This is a genomic window from Micromonospora sp. WMMD1082 (assembly GCF_029626175.1).
In the GTDB taxonomy this organism is placed as follows: domain Bacteria; phylum Actinomycetota; class Actinomycetes; order Mycobacteriales; family Micromonosporaceae; genus Micromonospora.
Genome location: NZ_JARUBM010000002.1, coordinates 1,092,942 through 1,110,623, shown reverse-complemented (window position 1 = coordinate 1,110,623; position 17,682 = coordinate 1,092,942). Strand labels below are relative to the sequence as shown.

The window sequence follows — 17,682 nt, the reverse complement described above, 5'->3', positions numbered from 1 at the left end:
CGGCGTCAAGATCCTGCTACCGACGTGGCGGCGGCGGGCGGCCCGGCAGTAGCCGGGGACTCAGGCGGATCGTCGGCGGGGAGAGATAGTGTCGACCGGTATAACCCCCCGTCCGGCTGGACGCGGGGTGATCGTCGTGTCCCCGTTCCGGAAGTGATCATGACTGCGCTCAGCGGACTCTTCGCCGCCGCCCTGGCCGACCCGGGCCTGGCCCGCGTGCGTGACCTGGCGCGCTCCGGTGCGGCCCAGGTCGACGGCCTCGACCTGACCGCCCCGCCGGCGCTGCGCCCGTTCGCGGTCGCCGCCGTCGCGGCGGATCCCGACAACCAGACCGGCGGCCCGCGCGCCGACGGCGGCCAGGGCAGCGGCGGGACGGCCGGGGGAGCGGGGCGGCCGGTGCTCGCGGTGACCGCCACCAGCCGCGAGGCCGAGGATCTCGCCGCTGCGCTCGGCGCCCTGCTGCCGCCCGAGCAGGTGGCGACCTTCCCGAGCTGGGAGACGCTGCCGCACGAGCGGCTCTCGCCCCGGTCCGACACGGTCGGCCGGCGGCTGGCCGTGCTGCGCCGGCTCGCCCACCCGGACTCGACCGACGCGCACGGGCGCACCGGTCCGCTGCGGGTGGTCGTGGCACCGGTCCGCTCCGTGCTGCAACCGCAGCTCAAGGGGCTCGGCGACCTGGAACCGGTGCGGCTCGCCACCGGTGACGAGGCCGATCTGGAGCAGGTGGCCCGCCGGCTCACCGACATGGCGTACGCGCGGGTCGACCTGGTCACCAAGCGGGGGGAGTTCGCCGTGCGGGGCGGCATCCTCGACGTCTTCCCGCCCACCGACGAGCACCCGTCCCGGGTCGAGTTCTGGGGCGACGAGGTGGAGGAGATCCGCACCTTCGCCGTCGCCGACCAGCGCACCATCGAGCAGGTCGCCCAGCTCTGGGCACCGCCCTGCCGGGAGTTGCTGCTCACCCCGGCGGTCCGCGAGCGGGCCGCCACGCTGGCCGGGCAGCACCCGGAGCTGGCCGAGATCCTGGACAAGCTGGCCGGCGGCGTACCGGTGGAGGGGATGGAGTCCCTCGCGCCGGTGCTGATCGGCGACGACTCGATGGAACTGCTGCTGGACTGCATGCCGGCCGGCACCCACGTCCTGCTCTGCGACCCGGAGCGGATCCGCACCCGGGCGCACGACCTGGTGCGTACCTCGGAGGAGTTCCTGGCGGCCAGCTGGGCCGCGGCCGCCGTCGGTGGCCAGGCCCCGATCGACCTCGGCGCCGCCGCGTTCCGCACCCTGGCCGACGTACGCGCGACCGCCGCGACCCTGCGCCAGCCCTGGTGGACGCTCTCCCCGTTCGGGCTGGCAGCGCCGCAGGACGGCCCGGCCCGGCAGCCCTGGGAGGACGCGCCGGAGGCGGTCGACGTCACGCCCGACGACGCGATCGCGGTGGCGCTGGCCGCCCAGCCCGCACCGCTCTACCACGGCGAGACCGCCCGGGTGGTCGACGACCTGAAGCGGTGGGCGGGCGAGGGCTGGTCGATCGTGCTGGTCTTCGAGGGCCACGGTCCCGCCCAGCGGGCCGTCGAGGTGCTGCGCGACGGCGGCCTGGGGGCCAGGCTGACCGAGCAGGTGCCGGCCGCGCCCGGCCCGGGTGAGTTGCTGGTCACCTGCGGCAGCCTGACCGGTGGCTTCGTCGACGAGGCGGCGCGTTTCGTGCTGCTCACCGGCAGCGACGTGACCGGCGGCCGGGGCGTCTCCACCCGGGACATGCGCAAGCTGCCGAGCCGGCGGCGCAACACCATCGACCCGCTGGAGCTGCGGGCCGGCGACCACGTGGTGCACGAGCAGCACGGCATCGGCCGGTACGTCGAGCTGGTGCAGCGTACGGTCAACGGTGCGTCCCGGGAGTACCTGGTCATCGAGTACGCGCCGAGCAAGCGCGGGCAGCCGGGCGACCGCCTCTTCGTCCCCACCGACCAGCTCGACCAGCTGAGCCGCTACGTCGGCGGTGAGCAGCCCGCCCTGCACAAGATGGGCGGCTCGGACTGGCAGAAGTCCAAGGCGCGGGCCCGCAAGGCGGTCCGGGAGATCGCCGCCCAGCTGATCCAGCTCTACGCCGCCCGGAAGGCGTCCAAGGGGCACACCTTCGCCCCGGACACCCCGTGGCAGCGGGAGCTGGAGGACGCCTTCCCCTGGCAGGAGACCCCCGACCAGCTCGCCGCCATCGACGAGGTCAAGCGGGACATGGAGCAGAGCGTGCCGATGGACCGGCTGATCTGCGGCGACGTCGGGTACGGCAAGACCGAGATCGCGGTGCGGGCGGCGTTCAAGGCGGTGCAGGACGGCAAGCAGGTCGCCGTGCTGGTGCCCACCACCCTGCTGGTGCAGCAGCACTACAACACCTTCGCCGAGCGGATGAGCCAGTTCCCGGTGACCATCCGGCAGCTGTCGCGGTTCCAGACGCCGAAGGAGGCCGAGCAGACCCTGGCGATGGTCGCCGACGGCACCGCCGACATCGTCATCGGCACCCACCGGCTGCTGGCGGCGGCCACCCGGTTCAAGTCGCTGGGTCTGGTCATCGTGGACGAGGAGCAGCGCTTCGGCGTCGAGCACAAGGAACACCTGAAGTCGATGCGGGCCTCGGTCGACGTGCTGAGCATGTCGGCCACCCCGATCCCGCGGACCCTGGAGATGGCGATCACCGGCATCCGGGAGATGTCCACCATCGCCACCCCGCCGGAGGAGCGGCACCCCGTGCTCACCGCCGTCGGCGCGCAGGACGACCGGCAGGTGGCCGCCGCGATCCACCGCGAACTGCTCCGCGACGGTCAGGTCTTCTACCTGCACAACCGGGTCGAGTCGATCGAGCGGGCGGCGCGGCGACTGCGGGAACTGGTGCCCGAGGCCCGGGTGGCGGTGGCCCACGGCCAGCTGGGCGAGGACGCCCTGGAGAAGGTCATGGTCGGCTTCTGGGAGAAGGAGTACGACGTCCTGGTCTGCACCACGATCGTGGAGTCCGGCATCGACATCCCGAACGCCAACACGCTGATCGTGGAGCGGGCCGACCTGCTCGGCCTGGCGCAGCTGCACCAGATCCGTGGCCGGGTCGGCCGGGGCCGCGAGCGGGCGTACGCGTACTTCCTCTATCCGCCCGACAAGCCGCTCACCGAGCACGCGCACGAGCGGCTGGCCACCATCGCCCAGCACACCGAGCTGGGCGCCGGCATGTACGTGGCGATGAAGGACCTGGAGATCCGGGGTGCCGGCAACCTGCTCGGTGGCGAGCAGTCCGGGCACATCGAGGGCGTCGGGTTCGACCTGTACGTGCGGATGGTCGGCGAGGCGGTGTCGGCGTTCAAGGGCGAGCGGCCGGAGTCCGACGGCCTGGTGGACGATGTCCGGATTGATTTGCCGGTGGACGCGCACCTGCCGCACGACTACGTCGGGGTGGAACGGCTGCGGCTGGAGATGTACCGCAAGCTCGCCGAGGCCCGTGACGAGGAGCGGCTGCGCGAGGTGACCGCCGAGATGACCGACCGCTACGGCGAACCACCCGCCCCGGTGCAGAACCTGTTCGCGGTGGCCCGGTTCCGGTTGCTGGCCCGCCAGTACGGCCTGACCGACGTCAGCATGCAGGGCAAGCACATTCGGTTCGGCCCGCTGCCGCTGCCGGACTCCAAGCAGCTGCGGCTCAAGCGCTACCACCCCGACTCGGTCTACAAGTCCGCGCTCGACCAGGTCAGCGTGCCCCGCCCGACCACCCGCCGGGTGGGTGGCGAGCCGCTGCGCGACCAGCCCCTGCTCGACTGGTGCGCCCAGCTTCTCACCGACGTCCTCGGCGCCCCCGCCGGTGTGACCAGTGGACGAGGGGCATGAGAGAGTGGCCGGCATGCGTGTTCGCCGTCTTGTGGCCGTCGCCAGCGTGGCGGTCGGCATCGTCGCCCTCACCGGCTGCCGTTCCGAGCCCGGCGTCGCCGCGTATGTCGGTGAGCATCGGATCACCGAGGACGCCGTCACCGAGGTGATCGACGACGCGCGGGCGAAGAACCCGACGCCGACCGAGGCGGCCGATGTGCTGCCCGGCCAGGAGCCGCAGCTGCCCGGGCGCAGCCAGGTGGTGAGCACCCTGGTGCTCAGCGAGGTCTGCGAGCGGGTCTCGGCCGCCGAGGGCTACCGGTCGCAGGGCGAGGTCGACCCCGCGCAGGTCGCCCAGGGGCTCGGGCTGAACCCCGAGACCAGGTACGTGCGGCAGGTCGCCGAGCTGTACAGCTGCCTGTCCGGGATCCCGGTCGGTGCGCCGGTCGCCCCGACCGAGCAGGAGCTGATCGACCTGGTGGCAGCGGGTAAGCGGGCCGGTGCCGTACCGCCCGAGGTGACCGTCGAGCAGGCCGCCACCCAGCTCGACGGCGATCAGCTGCGCCAGGCCCTGGCCCACCGCGACTCGCTGAGCGAGGCGGTCGAGACGTACGACGTGACGGTCAACCCCCGGTACCGCCCGCTGGTGTTCCCGGTGCTGAGCTTCTCCGGGCAGGCCATGGCGGTGGGCGTGCCGCTGGGCGAGCCCGGCTCCGACGCGGTCACCGACATCTCCACCCCGAGGCCCCGGCCCGAGCAGACCGAGCCGACCGAGCCGACCCTCCCGACCGACGGCTGAGCATGCCCCGGATCGTCCTGCTGGTGACCTCGCCCCGGTTGCCGGCCGGGTTGCTGACGGCGACCGCCTGGGACGTGGTACGCACGGCTGTCGTGCTGGCGGGGGCGGACAGTGAGCTGACCACGGCGTTGCGTTCGGCGGGCGCGCAGGTGCGGGTGCTCGACGGCCCGGCGGTGCCCGCGTTGTTGGATGCGGCGGCCGCGCACGACACGGTGGTCTGGCTCGCCGGGCCGGCCGGCGACGAGTCGCTCGCCCGGGAGTTGGGTCTGCGGCTGGCCCGTGAACCGGGGCTGGCGGAGCTGGAGCTGATGTACGGCTCGTGGGATCCGCCGGGCGCCCGGTTGCTCGACGCGGTGGCGGTGCTGGACCGGCTGCTCTCGCCGGGCGGCGACCCGTGGAAGCGGGCGCAGACCCACCGGAGCCTGGCCGGGTTCCTGCTGGAGGAGAGCTACGAGGCGTACGACGCGATCAGCGCCGGGGACACCGACGCGCTGCGCGAGGAGCTGGGCGACGTGCTGCTCCAGGTGGTGCTGCACGCCCGGCTGGCCGAGGAGCTGCCCGAGGACGAGCGGTGGAACATCGACGACGTGGCCGGTGGGCTGGTCGACAAGATGGTGCGACGCAACCCGCACGTCTTCGCCGGTGCGCAGGCCGGCACGCTGGAGGAGATCACCGCCAACTGGGAGCGGATCAAGCAGACGGAGAAGGCGCGCGACTCGGTGCTCGACGGCATCGTGCTGAGCCAGCCCGCGCTCGCCCTGGCGGCGAAGATCCTGGAGCGCTCCGCCCGCGCCAACCTCACCGCCCCCCTGCCCCTGCCCGAGGCCCAGCCCGACCCCGAAGCCGCCCTGGGCGCCACCCTGCTGGCCCTGGTCGCCGAGGCGCACCGGTCCAACCTGGACCCCGAAGCCGCCCTCCGCCGCACCACCCTCACCCACGCGGAAACCATCCGCACCACCGAATCCTCCGGTTGATCATGAAGTTGTTGTCGCCCCGCCCGGCGTGTCGGGGTAACAACTTCATGATCAACCCGGCGGTGGGGTGGGTAGGGTTGGGGTGTGGAGGGGTTTTCGGTGGTGGGGGAGCGGGTTGTCGAGGCGCTGCTGGCTCGGCGGCCGGGGGTGGCCACCTCGGTGGGGGACCACCGGTATGACGATCGGTTGACCGATTTCTCCGCCGACGCGGTGGCGGGGGACCGGGCGATGCTGGCGGATGCGGCGAGCGTGCTGTGCCAGATCGACGCCGAGGCCCTCGACACCGAGGAGCGGGTCGACCACGCCCTGCTCGCCGCCCTGGTCGACCGGGAACTGTTCGAGCTGACCGAGATCCGGGCGCACGAGTGGGATCCGCTCGCGCACAACCCCGGGCCGCTGCTGCACGCGCTTGTTGCTCGCCCGTACGCGCCGGTGGAGGTGCGGCTGACCGCCCTCGCCGGACGGCTCGCCGCCGTACCGGACGCGTTGGCGACCGCGCGTGCGACGCTGCGCGACATCCCCCGAGTGCACGCCGAGACCGCGGTCGGGCAGTTCACCGGCGCGGCGGCGCTGATCCGCGACGAGGTGCCGGCGCTGCTCGCGCAGGCACCTGGACTCGTCGACCGGATCGAGCCGGCGGCCACCGCGGCGCTCGCCGGGTTGGAGGAGTTCGTCGCCTGGTTGCGCGTCGGCCTGGCCGCCGACGCCGGTCCGGGCCGCGACCCCCGGCTGGGCCGGCGCCGCTGGGAGGCGCGGCTGTGGTACGCGCTGGACACCGAGTTGGGCGCGGCCGAGATCCAGCGCCGCGCGTGGGCGAACCTGGACCGGGTCACCGAGGAGATCCGGGCGGCGGCGGTCGAGCTGGTCGGCGGCCCGGCCGACGACGAGACGGTACGCCGGGCACTCGACCTGCTGGCCGCCGAGCATCCCGACGACCACACCATCGTCGAGCTGGCCTCGATCACGCTGGACGAGGCGAGCGACTTCGTCCGGGCGCACGACCTGGTGAGCGTGCCGGAGGACCCGTGCGTCATCCAGGTGATGCCGCAGTTCGCCCGCGGCGTGGCGGTGGCGTACTGCGACGCGCCCGGTGGGTTGGAGACCGCCGAGGTGCCGACGTTCTACTGCATCGCGCCCACCCCGGCCGACTGGCCGGCGCACCGGGTGGAGTCGTTCTACCGCGAGTACAACGACCACATGATCCGCAACCTGACCGTGCACGAGGCGATGCCCGGTCACTTCCTCCAACTCGCCCACGCCCGCCGCTACGCCGGCCCCACCCGGGTCCGGGCGATGACCCGCTCCGGCCCGTTCGTCGAGGGTTGGGCGGTCTACGCCGAGGAGCTGATGGTCGGGCACGGCTTCGGTGGCCTGCCGGTCCGGTTGCAGCAACTGAAGATGCAGCTGCGGATGACCCTCAACGCCCTGCTCGATCAGCTGGTGCACGCCGAGGACGTGCCCGAGGCCGAGGCGATGGCGCTGCTGACCGGGCGCGGCTTCCAGGAGGAGGGCGAGGCGGCGGGCAAGTGGCGCCGTGCGCTGCTGACCTCGACCCAGCTGTCCACGTACTTCGTGGGCTACAGCGAGCTGGCCGAGGTCGCCGCCGCCCGGCCGCACGACGTGCCGCTGCGTGACTGGCACGACGAGATGCTCGCCCACGGCAGCCCGTCGCCGCGCCACCTGCGCACCCTGCTCGACGGGTGAGGGATCGGCGTCAGGGGCCGGGCGTCCGCCGGTCCACCACGCCGGCGCCGGCCGGCAGGTCGAACGCGCCGCCGTCGACCTGCTCGCGGTAGCGGCTCAGCGCCAGCTCGACCGGCTGGCCGTCGAGCTGTCCGGTGAAGCTGCCCAGCGCGCCCTCCCCGGTGACGCAGGCGGTGAAGCTCTCCGCGCTGCGGCGTACGTCGACGCAGGTGGCGTGGTACCCGACGACCGTGCTGCTGCGTTCGCTGATGACCGCGCCCGGGTCCAGCGCGGCGGAGGTCAGCCGACCGATCACCATCGGCGGCGTGACCAGCCCCTGCAACTCGGCCTCGGCGAAGACCACCACCGAGGGCTTGCTGTTGGGGGCGGGCGGCGCCTCGACGGTGCAGACCGTCCGGTCGCGGGCGGTGTTGCAGCGGGTGGTCGCCTCGTCGGTGACCGTCAGCTTCCCGCCCGGCCAGGTGTAGCTGGACCGTGCCGGATCCTGGGACTGGGCGAACAGGGCGGTCTTCCCGCCGCGGAGCTGGTACTCCGCCGAGTAGGTCAGCTCCAGCGCCCGGTCCATCCGGGCGGCGAGGTCGTTGACGATGTCGGCCCGCCCCATGGCGCGTCCCGCGTCGTCCAGGGCCTGGCAGCCGGTGACGGTGAGCAACGCGATGACCGACACAGCGAGCGTACGGAGGGTGGTCGAGGCGGCGGGCATGGCGACCAGCCTGGTCGATCAGGTCCCACTCGTGCAAACCCGTTGTCGGTTGAGGCACGAGAATCCGGGAATGTCCGACCTGTCGGAGCGCCGAGCGTGGCCGTTGGCCCGCCCGGTCGCCGTGCCGGCGGGCGGGGACCGATACGCTGCGTTCAACACCTTCCTCCGCCGCACCGTCGCGGCCCATACCGGACGAGACCACACGAACGAGGAGCGACTCAGTGGCAACCATCGAGGTAATCGAGGCCCGGGAGATCCTGGACTCGCGGGGCAACCCGACGGTCGAGGTCGAGGTCGGGCTCGACGACGGCACGATTTCCCGGGCGGCGGTGCCCTCCGGCGCCTCGACCGGCGCCTTCGAGGCGATCGAGCTGCGCGACGGTGACAAGGGCCGCTACCTGGGCAAGGGCGTGGAGAAGGCGGTCGCCAACATCGAGGACCGGATCGTCGACCAGCTCATCGGTTATGAGGCCAGCGAGCAGCGGGCGATCGACCAGAAGATGCTTGACATCGACGGCACCGACAACAAGGCCGAGCTGGGCGCCAACGCCATCCTCGGGGTCTCCCTGGCGGTGGCGAAGGCCGCGGCCGGCAGCGCCGACCTGAGCCTCTTCCGCTACCTGGGCGGGCCGAACGCGCACCTGCTGCCGGTGCCGATGATGAACATCCTCAACGGCGGGGCGCACGCCGACAGCAACGTCGACGTCCAGGAGTTCATGATCGCGCCGATCGGCGCGCCCAGCTTCCGCGAGGCGCTGCGCTCCGGCGCCGAGGTCTACCACGCGCTCAAGTCGGTGCTGAAGAAGAAGGACCTGTCGACCGGGCTCGGCGACGAGGGCGGCTTCGCGCCGAACCTGCCCACCAACGCCGCCGCCCTGGACCTGATCGCCGAGGCGGTGGAGAAGGCCGGCTACCGGCTCGGCACCGACATCGTCTTCGCCCTCGACGTGGCCGCCACCGAGTTCTTCTCCGACGGCACCTACACCTTCGAGGGTGCGGCCAAGAGCGCCGAGGAGATGAGCGAGTACTACACCAAGCTCGCCGACGCGTACCCGATCGTCTCCATCGAGGACCCGCTGGCCGAGGACGACTGGACCGGCTGGCAGACGCTGACCGCCGCGGTCGGCGACCGGATCCAGATCGTCGGCGACGACCTGTTCGTCACCAACCCGCAGCGCATCGCCCGGGGCATCGCCGAGAAGGCGGCGAACGCGGTCCTGGTGAAGGTCAACCAGATCGGTTCGCTCACCGAGACGCTGGACGCGGTCGACCTGGCCCACCGGGCCGGCTTCAAGTGCATGATGAGCCACCGCTCCGGCGAGACCGAGGACACCACCATCGCCGACCTGGCGGTGGCCACCGGCTGCGGCCAGATCAAGACGGGTGCGCCGGCCCGCTCCGACCGGGTCGCGAAGTACAACCAGCTCCTGCGCATCGAGGAGGAGCTGGCCGACGCGGCGCGGTACGCCGGTGCGGGCGCCTTCCCGCGTTACCGTTCCGCCTGACACGTGCCGGAACTCGGGGGAGGGGTGTGATGCAGCAGCGCCGCACGCCGGGTGGTCAGCGCCCGGTCCGCCGGCCGGCTCGCGCCGGGCGTCCCGGCACGGTCCGCGACAGCGGGGTCCGCGCCGAGTCGCGCGCCGCCGCCGGCCGGGCGCCGTCGGCCACCCGTGGTGCCGAGGGCGTACGCTCCGCCAAGCGGCCCGCCGCAGCCCGGCGCACCGCGGCCGGCGGTGCGGTGACGCGGCTGTCCGCACCCCGATCCCGAGGTCTCACCGGGCGCGCCACCGTGCTGTTCGCGGTGCTGATCGCGCTCGCGCTCGCCTACACCTATCCCGTCCGCGTCTATCTGGATCAGCAGGCCGACATCGAGCGGATGGAGGCCGCGCAGGCGGCTCAGCGGAAGCTGATCGCCGAGCTGACCACCGAGGCGGAGAAGTGGCAGGACGAGGCGTACATCGAGGCCAAGGCCCGGGAGCGGTTCTTCATGCGCCGGCCCGGCGAGAAGATGGTGATCCTGCTCGACGCTCCCGAGGGCGCCACCGGCGACGCGGGCACCGGTGACGGCCCGGCGACCTCGACCACTCCCGACCCCTGGTACGACACCCTCTGGTCCAGCGTGCGGGCCGCCGACGCCAACCAGATCGACGAGTGAGCACCGAACGAGAGATGGCACCGTGACTGTCGTACCACCGCAGGAACCGGCGGCGGCCTCCATACCCGGGCCGGAGCGGGAGCCGGCCACCGAGGCGGACCTGGCCGCGGTGGCCGCGCAGCTCGGGCGCCCGCCCCGGGGGACGCGGGCGGTGGCCCACCGCTGCCCGTGCGGCCTGCCGGACGTGGTGGAGACGACGCCCCGGCTGGCCGACGGCACTCCGTTTCCGACGCTGTTCTACCTGACCTGTCCCCGGGCGACGGCCGCGTGCAGCCGGCTGGAGTCGGCCGGACTGATGAAGGAGATGGCGGATCGGCTGGTCACCGACCCTGAACTGGCCGCCCGCTACCGCGCCGCGCACGAGGACTACCTGACCCGGCGGGAGGCCATCGCCGAGGTATCCGAGATCGCCGGCATCTCGGCCGGCGGGATGCCCGGCCGGGTGAAGTGCCTGCACGTCCACCTTGGCCACGCGCTCGGCGCCGGTCCCGGCGTGAACCCCTTCGGCGACGAGACGCTGGCCCTGGTCGAGCCCTGGTGGACGGCGGGACGCTGCGTCGACGTGCCGGACGCCGGGTGAGCGCCGCACCGATTCCGGCCGTGACCACCCCCGACGACATCGTGGTCCGGCGGGCCCGGACCGCCGACGTACGGGCGATCCGGCGGCTGGTGGACACCTACACCGACGATCGCCGGCTGCTCAGCAAGGCGACCGTGACGCTCTACGAGGACGTGCAGGAGTTCCGGGTGGCCAGCCGGGCCGCCGACGGCACGGTGGTGGGCTGCGGGGCGCTGCACGTGATGTGGGAGGACCTGGCGGAGATCCGTACGGTGGCGGTCGATCCGACCTACCGGGGGCAGCGGATCGGGCACCGGATCGTCGCCGAGCTGATCGGGGCGGCGCGGGAGCTGGGGATCGCCCGGATCTTCGTGCTGACCTTCGAGACCCGGTTCTTCGCCTCGTTCGGGTTCACCGAGATCGACGGCGCACCGGTGCCACACCCGGTCTACGAGCAGCTGCTGCGCTCGTACGACGAGGGTGTCGCCGAGTTCCTCGACCTGGAGCGGGTCAAGCCGAACACCCTGGGCAACACCCGCATGCTGCTGCGCCTCTGACCGCGACCCGTTCCCGCGCCATGGCGCCCGCTGTAGGGTTTCCGCGTGACGACGCGTGTGGCGGCCATCGACTGTGGCACCAACTCGATCCGGCTGCTGGTCGCCGACCTGCCCGACCCGTCGGCCGGGCCGGCCGCGCCCCTGGTGGACGTGACCCGGCGGATGGAGATCGTCCGGCTGGGTCAGGGGGTGGACTCCACCGGCCGGCTGGCCCCGGAGGCGATCGAGCGGACCCGGGTCGCGCTCGCCGACTACGCCGCCGAGATCGAGAAGCGGGGCGCCGAGCGGGTGCGCATGGTCGCCACCTCGGCCAGCCGTGACGCCGAGAACGCGGCCGACTTCCGGGCCATGGTGGAGCGGACGTTGGGCGTCGCGCCGGAGGTGGTCAGTGGCGACGAGGAGGCCCGGCTCTCCTTCACCGGCGCGGTGCGCGGGCTGCCGGCCGACGCGCGGTCGCCGTACCTGGTGGTGGACATCGGCGGCGGCTCCACCGAGTTCGTCGTCGGCGGCCGCGACGGGGGCGTGGACGCGGCGATCTCGGTGGACATCGGCTGCGTGCGGATGACCGAGCGGCACCTGCACGGCGACCCGCCCGGCCCGGCCGAGATCGCCGCCGCGCAGGCCGACATCGTGGTCGCGGTGGATCGGGCGCTGGCGGCCGTGCCCGGGCGGGAGGCGGCCACGCTGGTCGGGCTCGCCGGGTCGGTCACCACCGTGGTCGCGATCGCCGAGGGCCTCACCGGGTACGATCCGGCCCGCATCCATCATGCCCGCGTGCCGTACGACCGGGTGGCGGAGGTCACCGCCGACCTGCTGGCGATGACCCGTGAGCAGCGGCTGGCCATCCCGGTGATGCACCCGGGCCGGGCCGACGTGATCGGCGCGGGCGCGTTGGTGCTCCGGGTGGTCATGGAACGGGCGGGCATGGCCGCGGTGGTCGCCTCCGAGCACGACATCCTCGACGGCATCGCCTGGAGCCTGGCAGACGCGAACGGGAGGTGAATGCCACTGTTCCGGCATCTTCCCGGCGGTGGTCACCGCGTGGCAGGCTACCGGCACGTAAGACCACTGGGCGACCAGCCAACGATGACTGACCGCTAGGAGGACGGGCCAATGGGCGAGATGATTACCTACCGTGGTGATGGCGGTACGGGTGAGGGATATCTCGCGATCCCCGCCACCGGCGCGGCCAGCCCCGCGGTGATCGTCATTCAGGACTGGTGGGGCCTCGTACCCCACATCCGGTCCGTGGTGGACCGGTTCGCCGAGGCGGGCTTCGTGGCGCTCGCTCCCGACTTCCGGCACGGCGAGTCGGCCGGGAAGCCGAGCGAGCCTCAGCAGATGCTGAACGGCCCGCAGATGGACGAGTCGGCGCGGGAGATCGCCGCCGCCGCCGACTATCTCGCCGGCCGCATCGAGGTCACCGGCAAGGTCGGCTGCGCCGGCTTCTGCGCCGGAGCCAGCCTGGCGCTCTGGTCGGCGAACGTCTCCGAGCGGATCGTCGCCACCGCCGCCTTCTATCCGAGGTTGCCGTGGGAGGGCATGCGCGCCGAGTGGGCCGACTACGCGGGCAAGGACGCGCTCGTGCACTGCGCGGAGGCGGACGGCACCTCCGCCGACCCGGGCGTGCAGGCGGTCCGCCGGGCCATCGAGAGCGGCGGCGGCACCTGCCAACTGCACGACTATCCCGGGACCGCGCACGCCTTCTTCAACGAGGACCGGCCGGAGAAGTTCGACCAGCTGGCCGCCATCAGCGCCTGGGCCCGTACCCTCGAACTCTTCCGGGCCAAGCTTGGCTGAGTCGCGTACCCCGGGCGAGGTGGTCGCCCGCGCGGCGCGGGCGGGCGATCTGGCCGACCTGGACGCGGCCGTGGCCGACTGCTTCGCCTGCCCCCGGCTGGTCGACTGGCGGGAGGAGGTCGCCCGCACGAAGCGGGCCGCGTTCCGGGAGCAGGAGTACTGGGGTCGACCGGTGCCGGGCTTCGGCGATCCGGCGGCCCGGATCGCGATCCTCGGCCTGGCTCCGGCCGCGCACGGCGGCAACCGCACCGGCCGGATCTTCACCGGCGACCGCTCCGGCGACGTGCTCTTCGCCGCGCTGCACCGTGCCGGCCTGGCCAACCAACCCACCAGTGTGGCCGCCGACGACGGGCTGGCGCTGCGGCAGACCCGGATCTTCGCCGCCGTGCGCTGCGCCCCGCCGGACAACAAGCCCACCCCGGTCGAGCGGGACACCTGCGCGCCCTGGCTGCGCCGCGAGGTCGAACTGATCCGGCCGACGCTGCGGGTGGTGGTGGCGCTGGGGGCCTTTGCCTGGGCCGCGTGGTGGCCGGCGCTGCGTGACGTGTACGGCGTCCGTCCGCCCAGCCCGCGACCGTCGTTCGGCCATGGGGCAGACTGGTCCGGCACGGCCGTACCGGAACTGCTCGGTTGTTACCACGTCAGCCAGCAGAACACCTTCACGGGGCGGCTGACACCAGGGATGCTGGACGATGTGTTCGCCCGGGCGAAACGATTGGCCGGGGTGGACTGAGGCTGCGGGGCGGTGACGATGTCGGACGGTACGCACGACCGCCCGCCGTACGCCCGGGCGGCCCGGAGGTAGTCGGATGGACGTCCTGCGCAGATGGTGGCCGGTAGCGGTGGTGATCGCCCTGCTCGCCGCCGTCACCCTGGCCGCCGCGCACTCGTCGATCGGCGCGAGCCGGATCCCGCCCGCCGCCGGGGACGCGCCCTTCGTCCTGGAGTACCCGAGCGACGAACCGCGTCCGTCGATTCCGGCCGAGCCCCGGGAGGCCGCCGAGCAGACCCGCACCGAGATTCCGTCCTGGCTCGGCACGGCGACGCTGGTGCTGCTCGGGCTGGCGCTGCTCGCCGTCCTCGGCTACCTGGCCTGGACCGTGCTGCGGGGGGTGACGCTCCGGGTCACCCGGGCGCTGCCCGCGCGGCCGGAGCGGCGCCGCGCCGGGGGCACTGCCGCCGAGGTGGCCGCGGCTGTGGATGCCGGTCTGGTCGAGCTGGACGATCGCGCCACCGACCCGCGTACCGCGGTGATCGCCTGCTGGGTACGCCTCGAAGAGGCCGCGGCCACCGCCGGGGTGTCCCGGCTGGCCGGCGACACCCCCACCGACCTGGTCAGCCGGCTGCTGCGCGGTGACCCGTCCAGCGGGGTGCCGGCGATCGTCAGCGCCGACGTGCTGGCCGAGTTCGCGCACGTCTACCGGGAGGCCCGGTACGCTACCCGCCCGGTCGACGAACGGACCCGTGACCAGGCCCGCGCGGCCCTGCGCCGGCTACGCGGCGAACTCACCCTGGCGACCGAGCGGGAGCCGGCATGAGCGAGCGCAGCGGAGTGCCGGCATGAGCAGGACGAGCATCGACGACCTGCTCAGCTTCTCCGAGGAGCGGCCGGTCCAGCCCGAGCCGCGCCCGGGCGGGCGGTTGCGTACCGTGGCCGGTGTCCTCGGTGTGACCGCGGCCGTGACCGTCGTTTCCGTCGCCGGGCTGCGCGCGGTCGGGCTGCGGGTGTCGCTGCTGGTGCTGGTCGCCGCGGTGGTCACGCTGATCGTGGTCCGCCGCATCGTCGCCGCGCTCGCGCCGCCGCCGAAGTCCACCCGCACCGGGCCGCACACCCGGGGCGGGGAGGAGGACGGCATGTACAACTGGGACGCCCGGGACGCGCTGCGCACCGCCATCAACGGCTGGGAACTGCCCCTGGAGTGGTCCCGGACGCGACCGGAGCGGTTCACCCACGTGATCCTGCCCCGCCTGGCCGAGCTGGCCGACGAGCGGCTGCGCCTGAAGCACGGCGTGACCCGCGAGTCGGATCCGGCGCGGGCCCGTGCCCTGCTGGGCGACCGGCTGTGGACGTTCCTGGACACCCCGCCCCGCCGTACCCCTTCGCCGCGCGACCTCGCGGCGATCGTCGCCGAACTGGAGAAGACCTCCCAATGACGTTGTCAAGCCGCGATAGCGGCAGGCGGTACGGGTTGGTAGCACCGTCTGTCACGCAGGAGTGCCCACAGGACGTTGATTCGGCGGCGGGCGAGTGCGAGTACGGCCTGAGTGTGCCGTTTGCCCTCGCCGCGTTTGCGGTCGTAGAAGCGCCGCGACTCGGTGCATCGTTGGATGCTGATCAGCGCGGAGGTGTAGAAGACGCGCTGGAGGCCCCGGTGGTAGCGGCGTGGGCGGTGCAGGTTGCCGCTGACGCGTCCGGAATCGCGGGGCGAGGGAGCCAGGCCGGCGAAGCCGGCCAGCCGGTCCGGGGTGCCGAAGGCGTCGAGGTCGCCGCCGGTGGCGGCCAGGAACTCAGCGCCGAGCAGCGCGCCGATGCCGGGCATGCTGGAGATCACTTCGGCGAGTTCGTGCTCATGAAACCGGCCCTCGATGAGCTTGTCGATCTCGCTGACCTTCTCGTTGAGGGCGATCACCTCCTTGGCGAGGGTGTGAACCATCTGGGCGGTGAGCTTCTCGCCGGGCAGCGTGGTGCGTTGCCGGTCGGCGGCCTCGACAGCGGCGGCGGCGATGGTGCCGGCCGAGCGGACTTTGCGGTTACGCAGCCAGGTCTGCAACCGCGCGACGCCGACACGGCGAAGAGCTGCGGGGGTCTGATAGCCGGTCAGCAGCACCAGCGGGCCGTGGTTGGTCAGGTCGAGGGCACGTTCCAGCGCGGGGAAGATGTTCAGCAACTGCTCGCGCAGTCGGTTGATGGTGCGGGTCCGGTCGGCGACCAGGTCGCTCCGGCGGGCGGTGAGGATCTTCAACTCGACGGCCGCCTCGTCTCCCGGGCGCACCGGGCTGAGGTCACGGCGCATACGTGCCTGGTCGGCGATCACTGCGGCGTCGCGGGCATCGGTCTTGCCGGTTCCGCGGTAACCGGCGGCGGCCCGGTTCACCGCGAGACCAGAGATATAGACCAGCCGCTGCTCATGGTTGATCAGCAAGGCGATCAGCAGAGCCGCGCCGCCGTCGGCCACGTCGACCGCCCACGTGACCTCGTCGCTCAGTGCCAGCACATCGGCCAGCAGCGTCAGCAACTCCGCTTCCTCGTTGGCCACTCGCCGCGACAGCAGCCGGTCGCCGTTCTGGTCGACCACCACACAGTGGTGATGCGCCTTGCCGATATCTACGCCGGCCCACACCTTGGGCACGGTCACCTCCACAAGTTCGTTGGTGAGTCGGTCCGCAGACGACCTCGCCGGCATGGTCCTACACAGCGATCTACTCGCAACTCCCAATCGGCGGCCGAGTCGTCGCGGGGTGCTGGGCGGCCAGGTCTCCTGAGCCATCAACGGCAACCCGATGAAAGCCACACCCAGCACCCCCGGATGAGCCAACCCTACGAACAGGGCGGTCATCACGATCAAGAAGGTAGGACCTGATGAACGACGTCGGCCGCACGATGCCCCCCACCGAGGTCGGTCGCCTCGCCCGGGCGGTACTGGACGCGGTGGGTCAGGTCGTGGTCGGCAAGCGGGACGCCCTGGAGCTGGTCCTCGCCGGCATCCTCGCCGGCGGGAACGTGCTCCTGGAGGACCTGCCCGGCCTGGGTAAGACGCTCACCGCACGCTCCTTCGCCCAGGCGCTCGGGCTGGACTTCCGGCGCCTTCAGTTCACCCCCGACCTGCTGCCCGCCGACGTCACCGGTTCGTTCCTCTACGACCAACGCAGCGGCGACTTCACGTTCCGGGCCGGGCCGGTCTTCACCAACCTGCTGCTCGCCGACGAGATCAACCGGACCCCGCCGAAGACCCAGTCGGCCCTGCTGGAGGCGATGCAGGAGAAGCAGGTCTCGGTGGAGGGCGTGACGTACCGGCTGGACGAGCCCTTCCACGTGCTCGCCACCGCCAACCCCATCGAGTACGAGGGCACCTACCCGCTGCCGGAGGCGCAGCTGGACCGGTTCCTGCTGCGGGTGTCGTTCGGCTATCCGGCGCAGGAGGAGGAGTGGGAGGTGCTCCGCCGGCGGATGGCGCGCCGCCGCGAGGAGGCCGAGATCAAGCCGGTCGTCGACGCCGGCACGCTGCGCGCCATGCAGGCGGCGCTGGAGGACGTGGTGGTGGAGGACTCGGTCGGCCGCTACATCGTGGCGCTGACCGCGGCCACCCGGGAGCACCCGTCGGTGCTGGTCGGCGCCTCGCCGCGGGGCTCGCTGGCGCTGCTGCTGCTGGCCCGGGTCCGGGCGGTGCTCTCCGGTCGGGACTACGTGGTGCCGGAGGACGTCAAGGACGTGGCGGCACCGGCGCTGGCGCACCGGATCACCCTGCGGCCGGAGATGTGGCTGCGTCGGGTCGATCCGTCCTTCGTGGTCGGTGAGGTTCTCGACGGCACCCCGGCACCGGCCAGCGGTGCCCTGCCCAGCTACGCCGCCGGTCGGCAGGGAGACTGA

The 17,682-nt window shown here is 72.7% G+C and carries 16 protein-coding genes; 14 read left to right on the top strand and 2 right to left on the bottom strand.

The features are described 5' to 3' along the window. The first annotated feature begins 159 nt into the window (after positions 1–159). The 4 genes from mfd to O7615_RS05270 all read left to right on the top strand — a co-directional run bounded on the left by mfd (position 160) and on the right by O7615_RS05270 (position 7,320). Positions 160–3,864: a transcription-repair coupling factor gene (gene mfd, locus O7615_RS05285; RefSeq protein WP_278176151.1), complete on the top strand. Its 3,705-nt coding sequence runs from the start codon at positions 160–162 to the stop codon at positions 3,862–3,864. 13 nt (positions 3,865–3,877) lie between these two features. Then, complete coding sequence (locus O7615_RS05280; protein ID WP_278176150.1) at positions 3,878–4,642, top strand: hypothetical protein; 765 nt, start codon at positions 3,878–3,880, stop codon at positions 4,640–4,642. Between the two features lie 2 nt (positions 4,643–4,644). Next, positions 4,645–5,616 carry a nucleoside triphosphate pyrophosphohydrolase gene (locus O7615_RS05275; protein WP_278176148.1) on the top strand — a complete coding sequence of 324 codons (972 nt, stop codon included), beginning with the start codon at positions 4,645–4,647 and terminating at the stop codon, positions 5,614–5,616. A gap of 84 nt (positions 5,617–5,700) precedes the next feature. Beyond that, positions 5,701–7,320, top strand: coding sequence for a DUF885 domain-containing protein (locus O7615_RS05270; RefSeq protein ID WP_278176147.1), 1,620 nt, complete (start codon positions 5,701–5,703; stop codon positions 7,318–7,320). A 10-nt stretch (positions 7,321–7,330) separates the two neighbouring features. On the opposite strand, the gene O7615_RS05265 is transcribed toward O7615_RS05270, so the two are convergent. Next, entirely contained in the window at positions 7,331–8,023 is a 693-nt protein-coding gene (locus tag O7615_RS05265; RefSeq protein ID WP_278176146.1) for a hypothetical protein, read from the bottom strand. Between the two features lie 221 nt (positions 8,024–8,244). On the opposite strand from O7615_RS05265, the gene eno reads away from it, so the two are divergent. The 9 genes from eno (at position 8,245) to O7615_RS05220 (ending at position 15,248) form a co-directional block, all read left to right on the top strand. Then, positions 8,245–9,528, top strand: coding sequence for a phosphopyruvate hydratase (eno, locus tag O7615_RS05260; RefSeq protein WP_278176145.1), 1,284 nt, complete (start codon positions 8,245–8,247; stop codon positions 9,526–9,528). 29 nt (positions 9,529–9,557) lie between these two features. Continuing rightward, positions 9,558–10,178 carry a septum formation initiator family protein gene (locus O7615_RS05255; RefSeq protein WP_278176144.1) on the top strand — a complete coding sequence of 207 codons (621 nt, stop codon included), beginning with the start codon at positions 9,558–9,560 and terminating at the stop codon, positions 10,176–10,178. Positions 10,179–10,200: 22 nt separating this feature from the next. Next, positions 10,201–10,758 (top strand): DUF501 domain-containing protein, encoded by a 558-nt coding sequence (locus tag O7615_RS05250; protein ID WP_278176143.1) that lies wholly within the window; start codon positions 10,201–10,203, stop codon positions 10,756–10,758. A 20-nt stretch (positions 10,759–10,778) separates the two neighbouring features. Further along, the gene (locus O7615_RS05245) at positions 10,779–11,294 is read left to right on the top strand and encodes an amino-acid N-acetyltransferase (RefSeq protein WP_278181977.1); all 516 of its coding nucleotides are present in this window, start codon (positions 10,779–10,781) and stop codon (positions 11,292–11,294) included. A gap of 57 nt (positions 11,295–11,351) precedes the next feature. Next, positions 11,352–12,296: a Ppx/GppA phosphatase family protein gene (locus tag O7615_RS05240; RefSeq protein WP_278181976.1), complete on the top strand. Its 945-nt coding sequence runs from the start codon at positions 11,352–11,354 to the stop codon at positions 12,294–12,296. A gap of 111 nt (positions 12,297–12,407) precedes the next feature. Beyond that, complete coding sequence (locus tag O7615_RS05235) at positions 12,408–13,094, top strand: dienelactone hydrolase family protein (RefSeq protein ID WP_278176142.1); 687 nt, start codon at positions 12,408–12,410, stop codon at positions 13,092–13,094. A gap of 19 nt (positions 13,095–13,113) precedes the next feature. Beyond that, positions 13,114–13,827: a uracil-DNA glycosylase gene (locus O7615_RS05230; RefSeq protein ID WP_278181975.1), complete on the top strand. Its 714-nt coding sequence runs from the start codon at positions 13,114–13,116 to the stop codon at positions 13,825–13,827. 76 nt (positions 13,828–13,903) lie between these two features. Then, positions 13,904–14,632 carry a DUF4129 domain-containing protein gene (locus O7615_RS05225; protein WP_278176141.1) on the top strand — a complete coding sequence of 243 codons (729 nt, stop codon included), beginning with the start codon at positions 13,904–13,906 and terminating at the stop codon, positions 14,630–14,632. Positions 14,633–14,654: 22 nt separating this feature from the next. Continuing rightward, positions 14,655–15,248: a hypothetical protein gene (locus O7615_RS05220; RefSeq protein ID WP_278176140.1), complete on the top strand. Its 594-nt coding sequence runs from the start codon at positions 14,655–14,657 to the stop codon at positions 15,246–15,248. Positions 15,249–15,253: 5 nt separating this feature from the next. On the opposite strand, the gene O7615_RS05215 is transcribed toward O7615_RS05220, so the two are convergent. Continuing rightward, on the bottom strand, positions 15,254–16,450 hold the full coding sequence (locus O7615_RS05215) for an IS110 family transposase (RefSeq protein ID WP_278176139.1): 1,197 nt from the start codon (positions 16,448–16,450) through the stop codon (positions 15,254–15,256). Positions 16,451–16,674: 224 nt separating this feature from the next. On the opposite strand from O7615_RS05215, the gene O7615_RS05210 reads away from it, so the two are divergent. Continuing rightward, on the top strand, positions 16,675–17,682 hold the full coding sequence (locus tag O7615_RS05210) for a MoxR family ATPase (RefSeq protein ID WP_278176138.1): 1,008 nt from the start codon (positions 16,675–16,677) through the stop codon (positions 17,680–17,682).

Coding starts and splice junctions, on each gene's coding strand:
- O7615_RS05280 (WP_278176150.1), top strand. CDS start 3,878: ATGCGTGTTCGCCGTCTTGTGGCCGTCGCCAGCGTGGCGGTCGGCATC.
- O7615_RS05210 (WP_278176138.1), top strand. CDS start 16,675: ATGAACGACGTCGGCCGCACGATGCCCCCCACCGAGGTCGGTCGCCTC.
- O7615_RS05225 (WP_278176141.1), top strand. CDS start 13,904: ATGGACGTCCTGCGCAGATGGTGGCCGGTAGCGGTGGTGATCGCCCTG.
- mfd (WP_278176151.1), top strand. CDS start 160: ATGACTGCGCTCAGCGGACTCTTCGCCGCCGCCCTGGCCGACCCGGGC.
- O7615_RS05265 (WP_278176146.1), bottom strand. CDS start 8,023: ATGCCCGCCGCCTCGACCACCCTCCGTACGCTCGCTGTGTCGGTCATC.
- O7615_RS05255 (WP_278176144.1), top strand. CDS start 9,558: ATGCAGCAGCGCCGCACGCCGGGTGGTCAGCGCCCGGTCCGCCGGCCG.
- O7615_RS05275 (WP_278176148.1), top strand. CDS start 4,645: ATGCCCCGGATCGTCCTGCTGGTGACCTCGCCCCGGTTGCCGGCCGGG.
- O7615_RS05235 (WP_278176142.1), top strand. CDS start 12,408: ATGGGCGAGATGATTACCTACCGTGGTGATGGCGGTACGGGTGAGGGA.
- O7615_RS05220 (WP_278176140.1), top strand. CDS start 14,655: ATGAGCAGGACGAGCATCGACGACCTGCTCAGCTTCTCCGAGGAGCGG.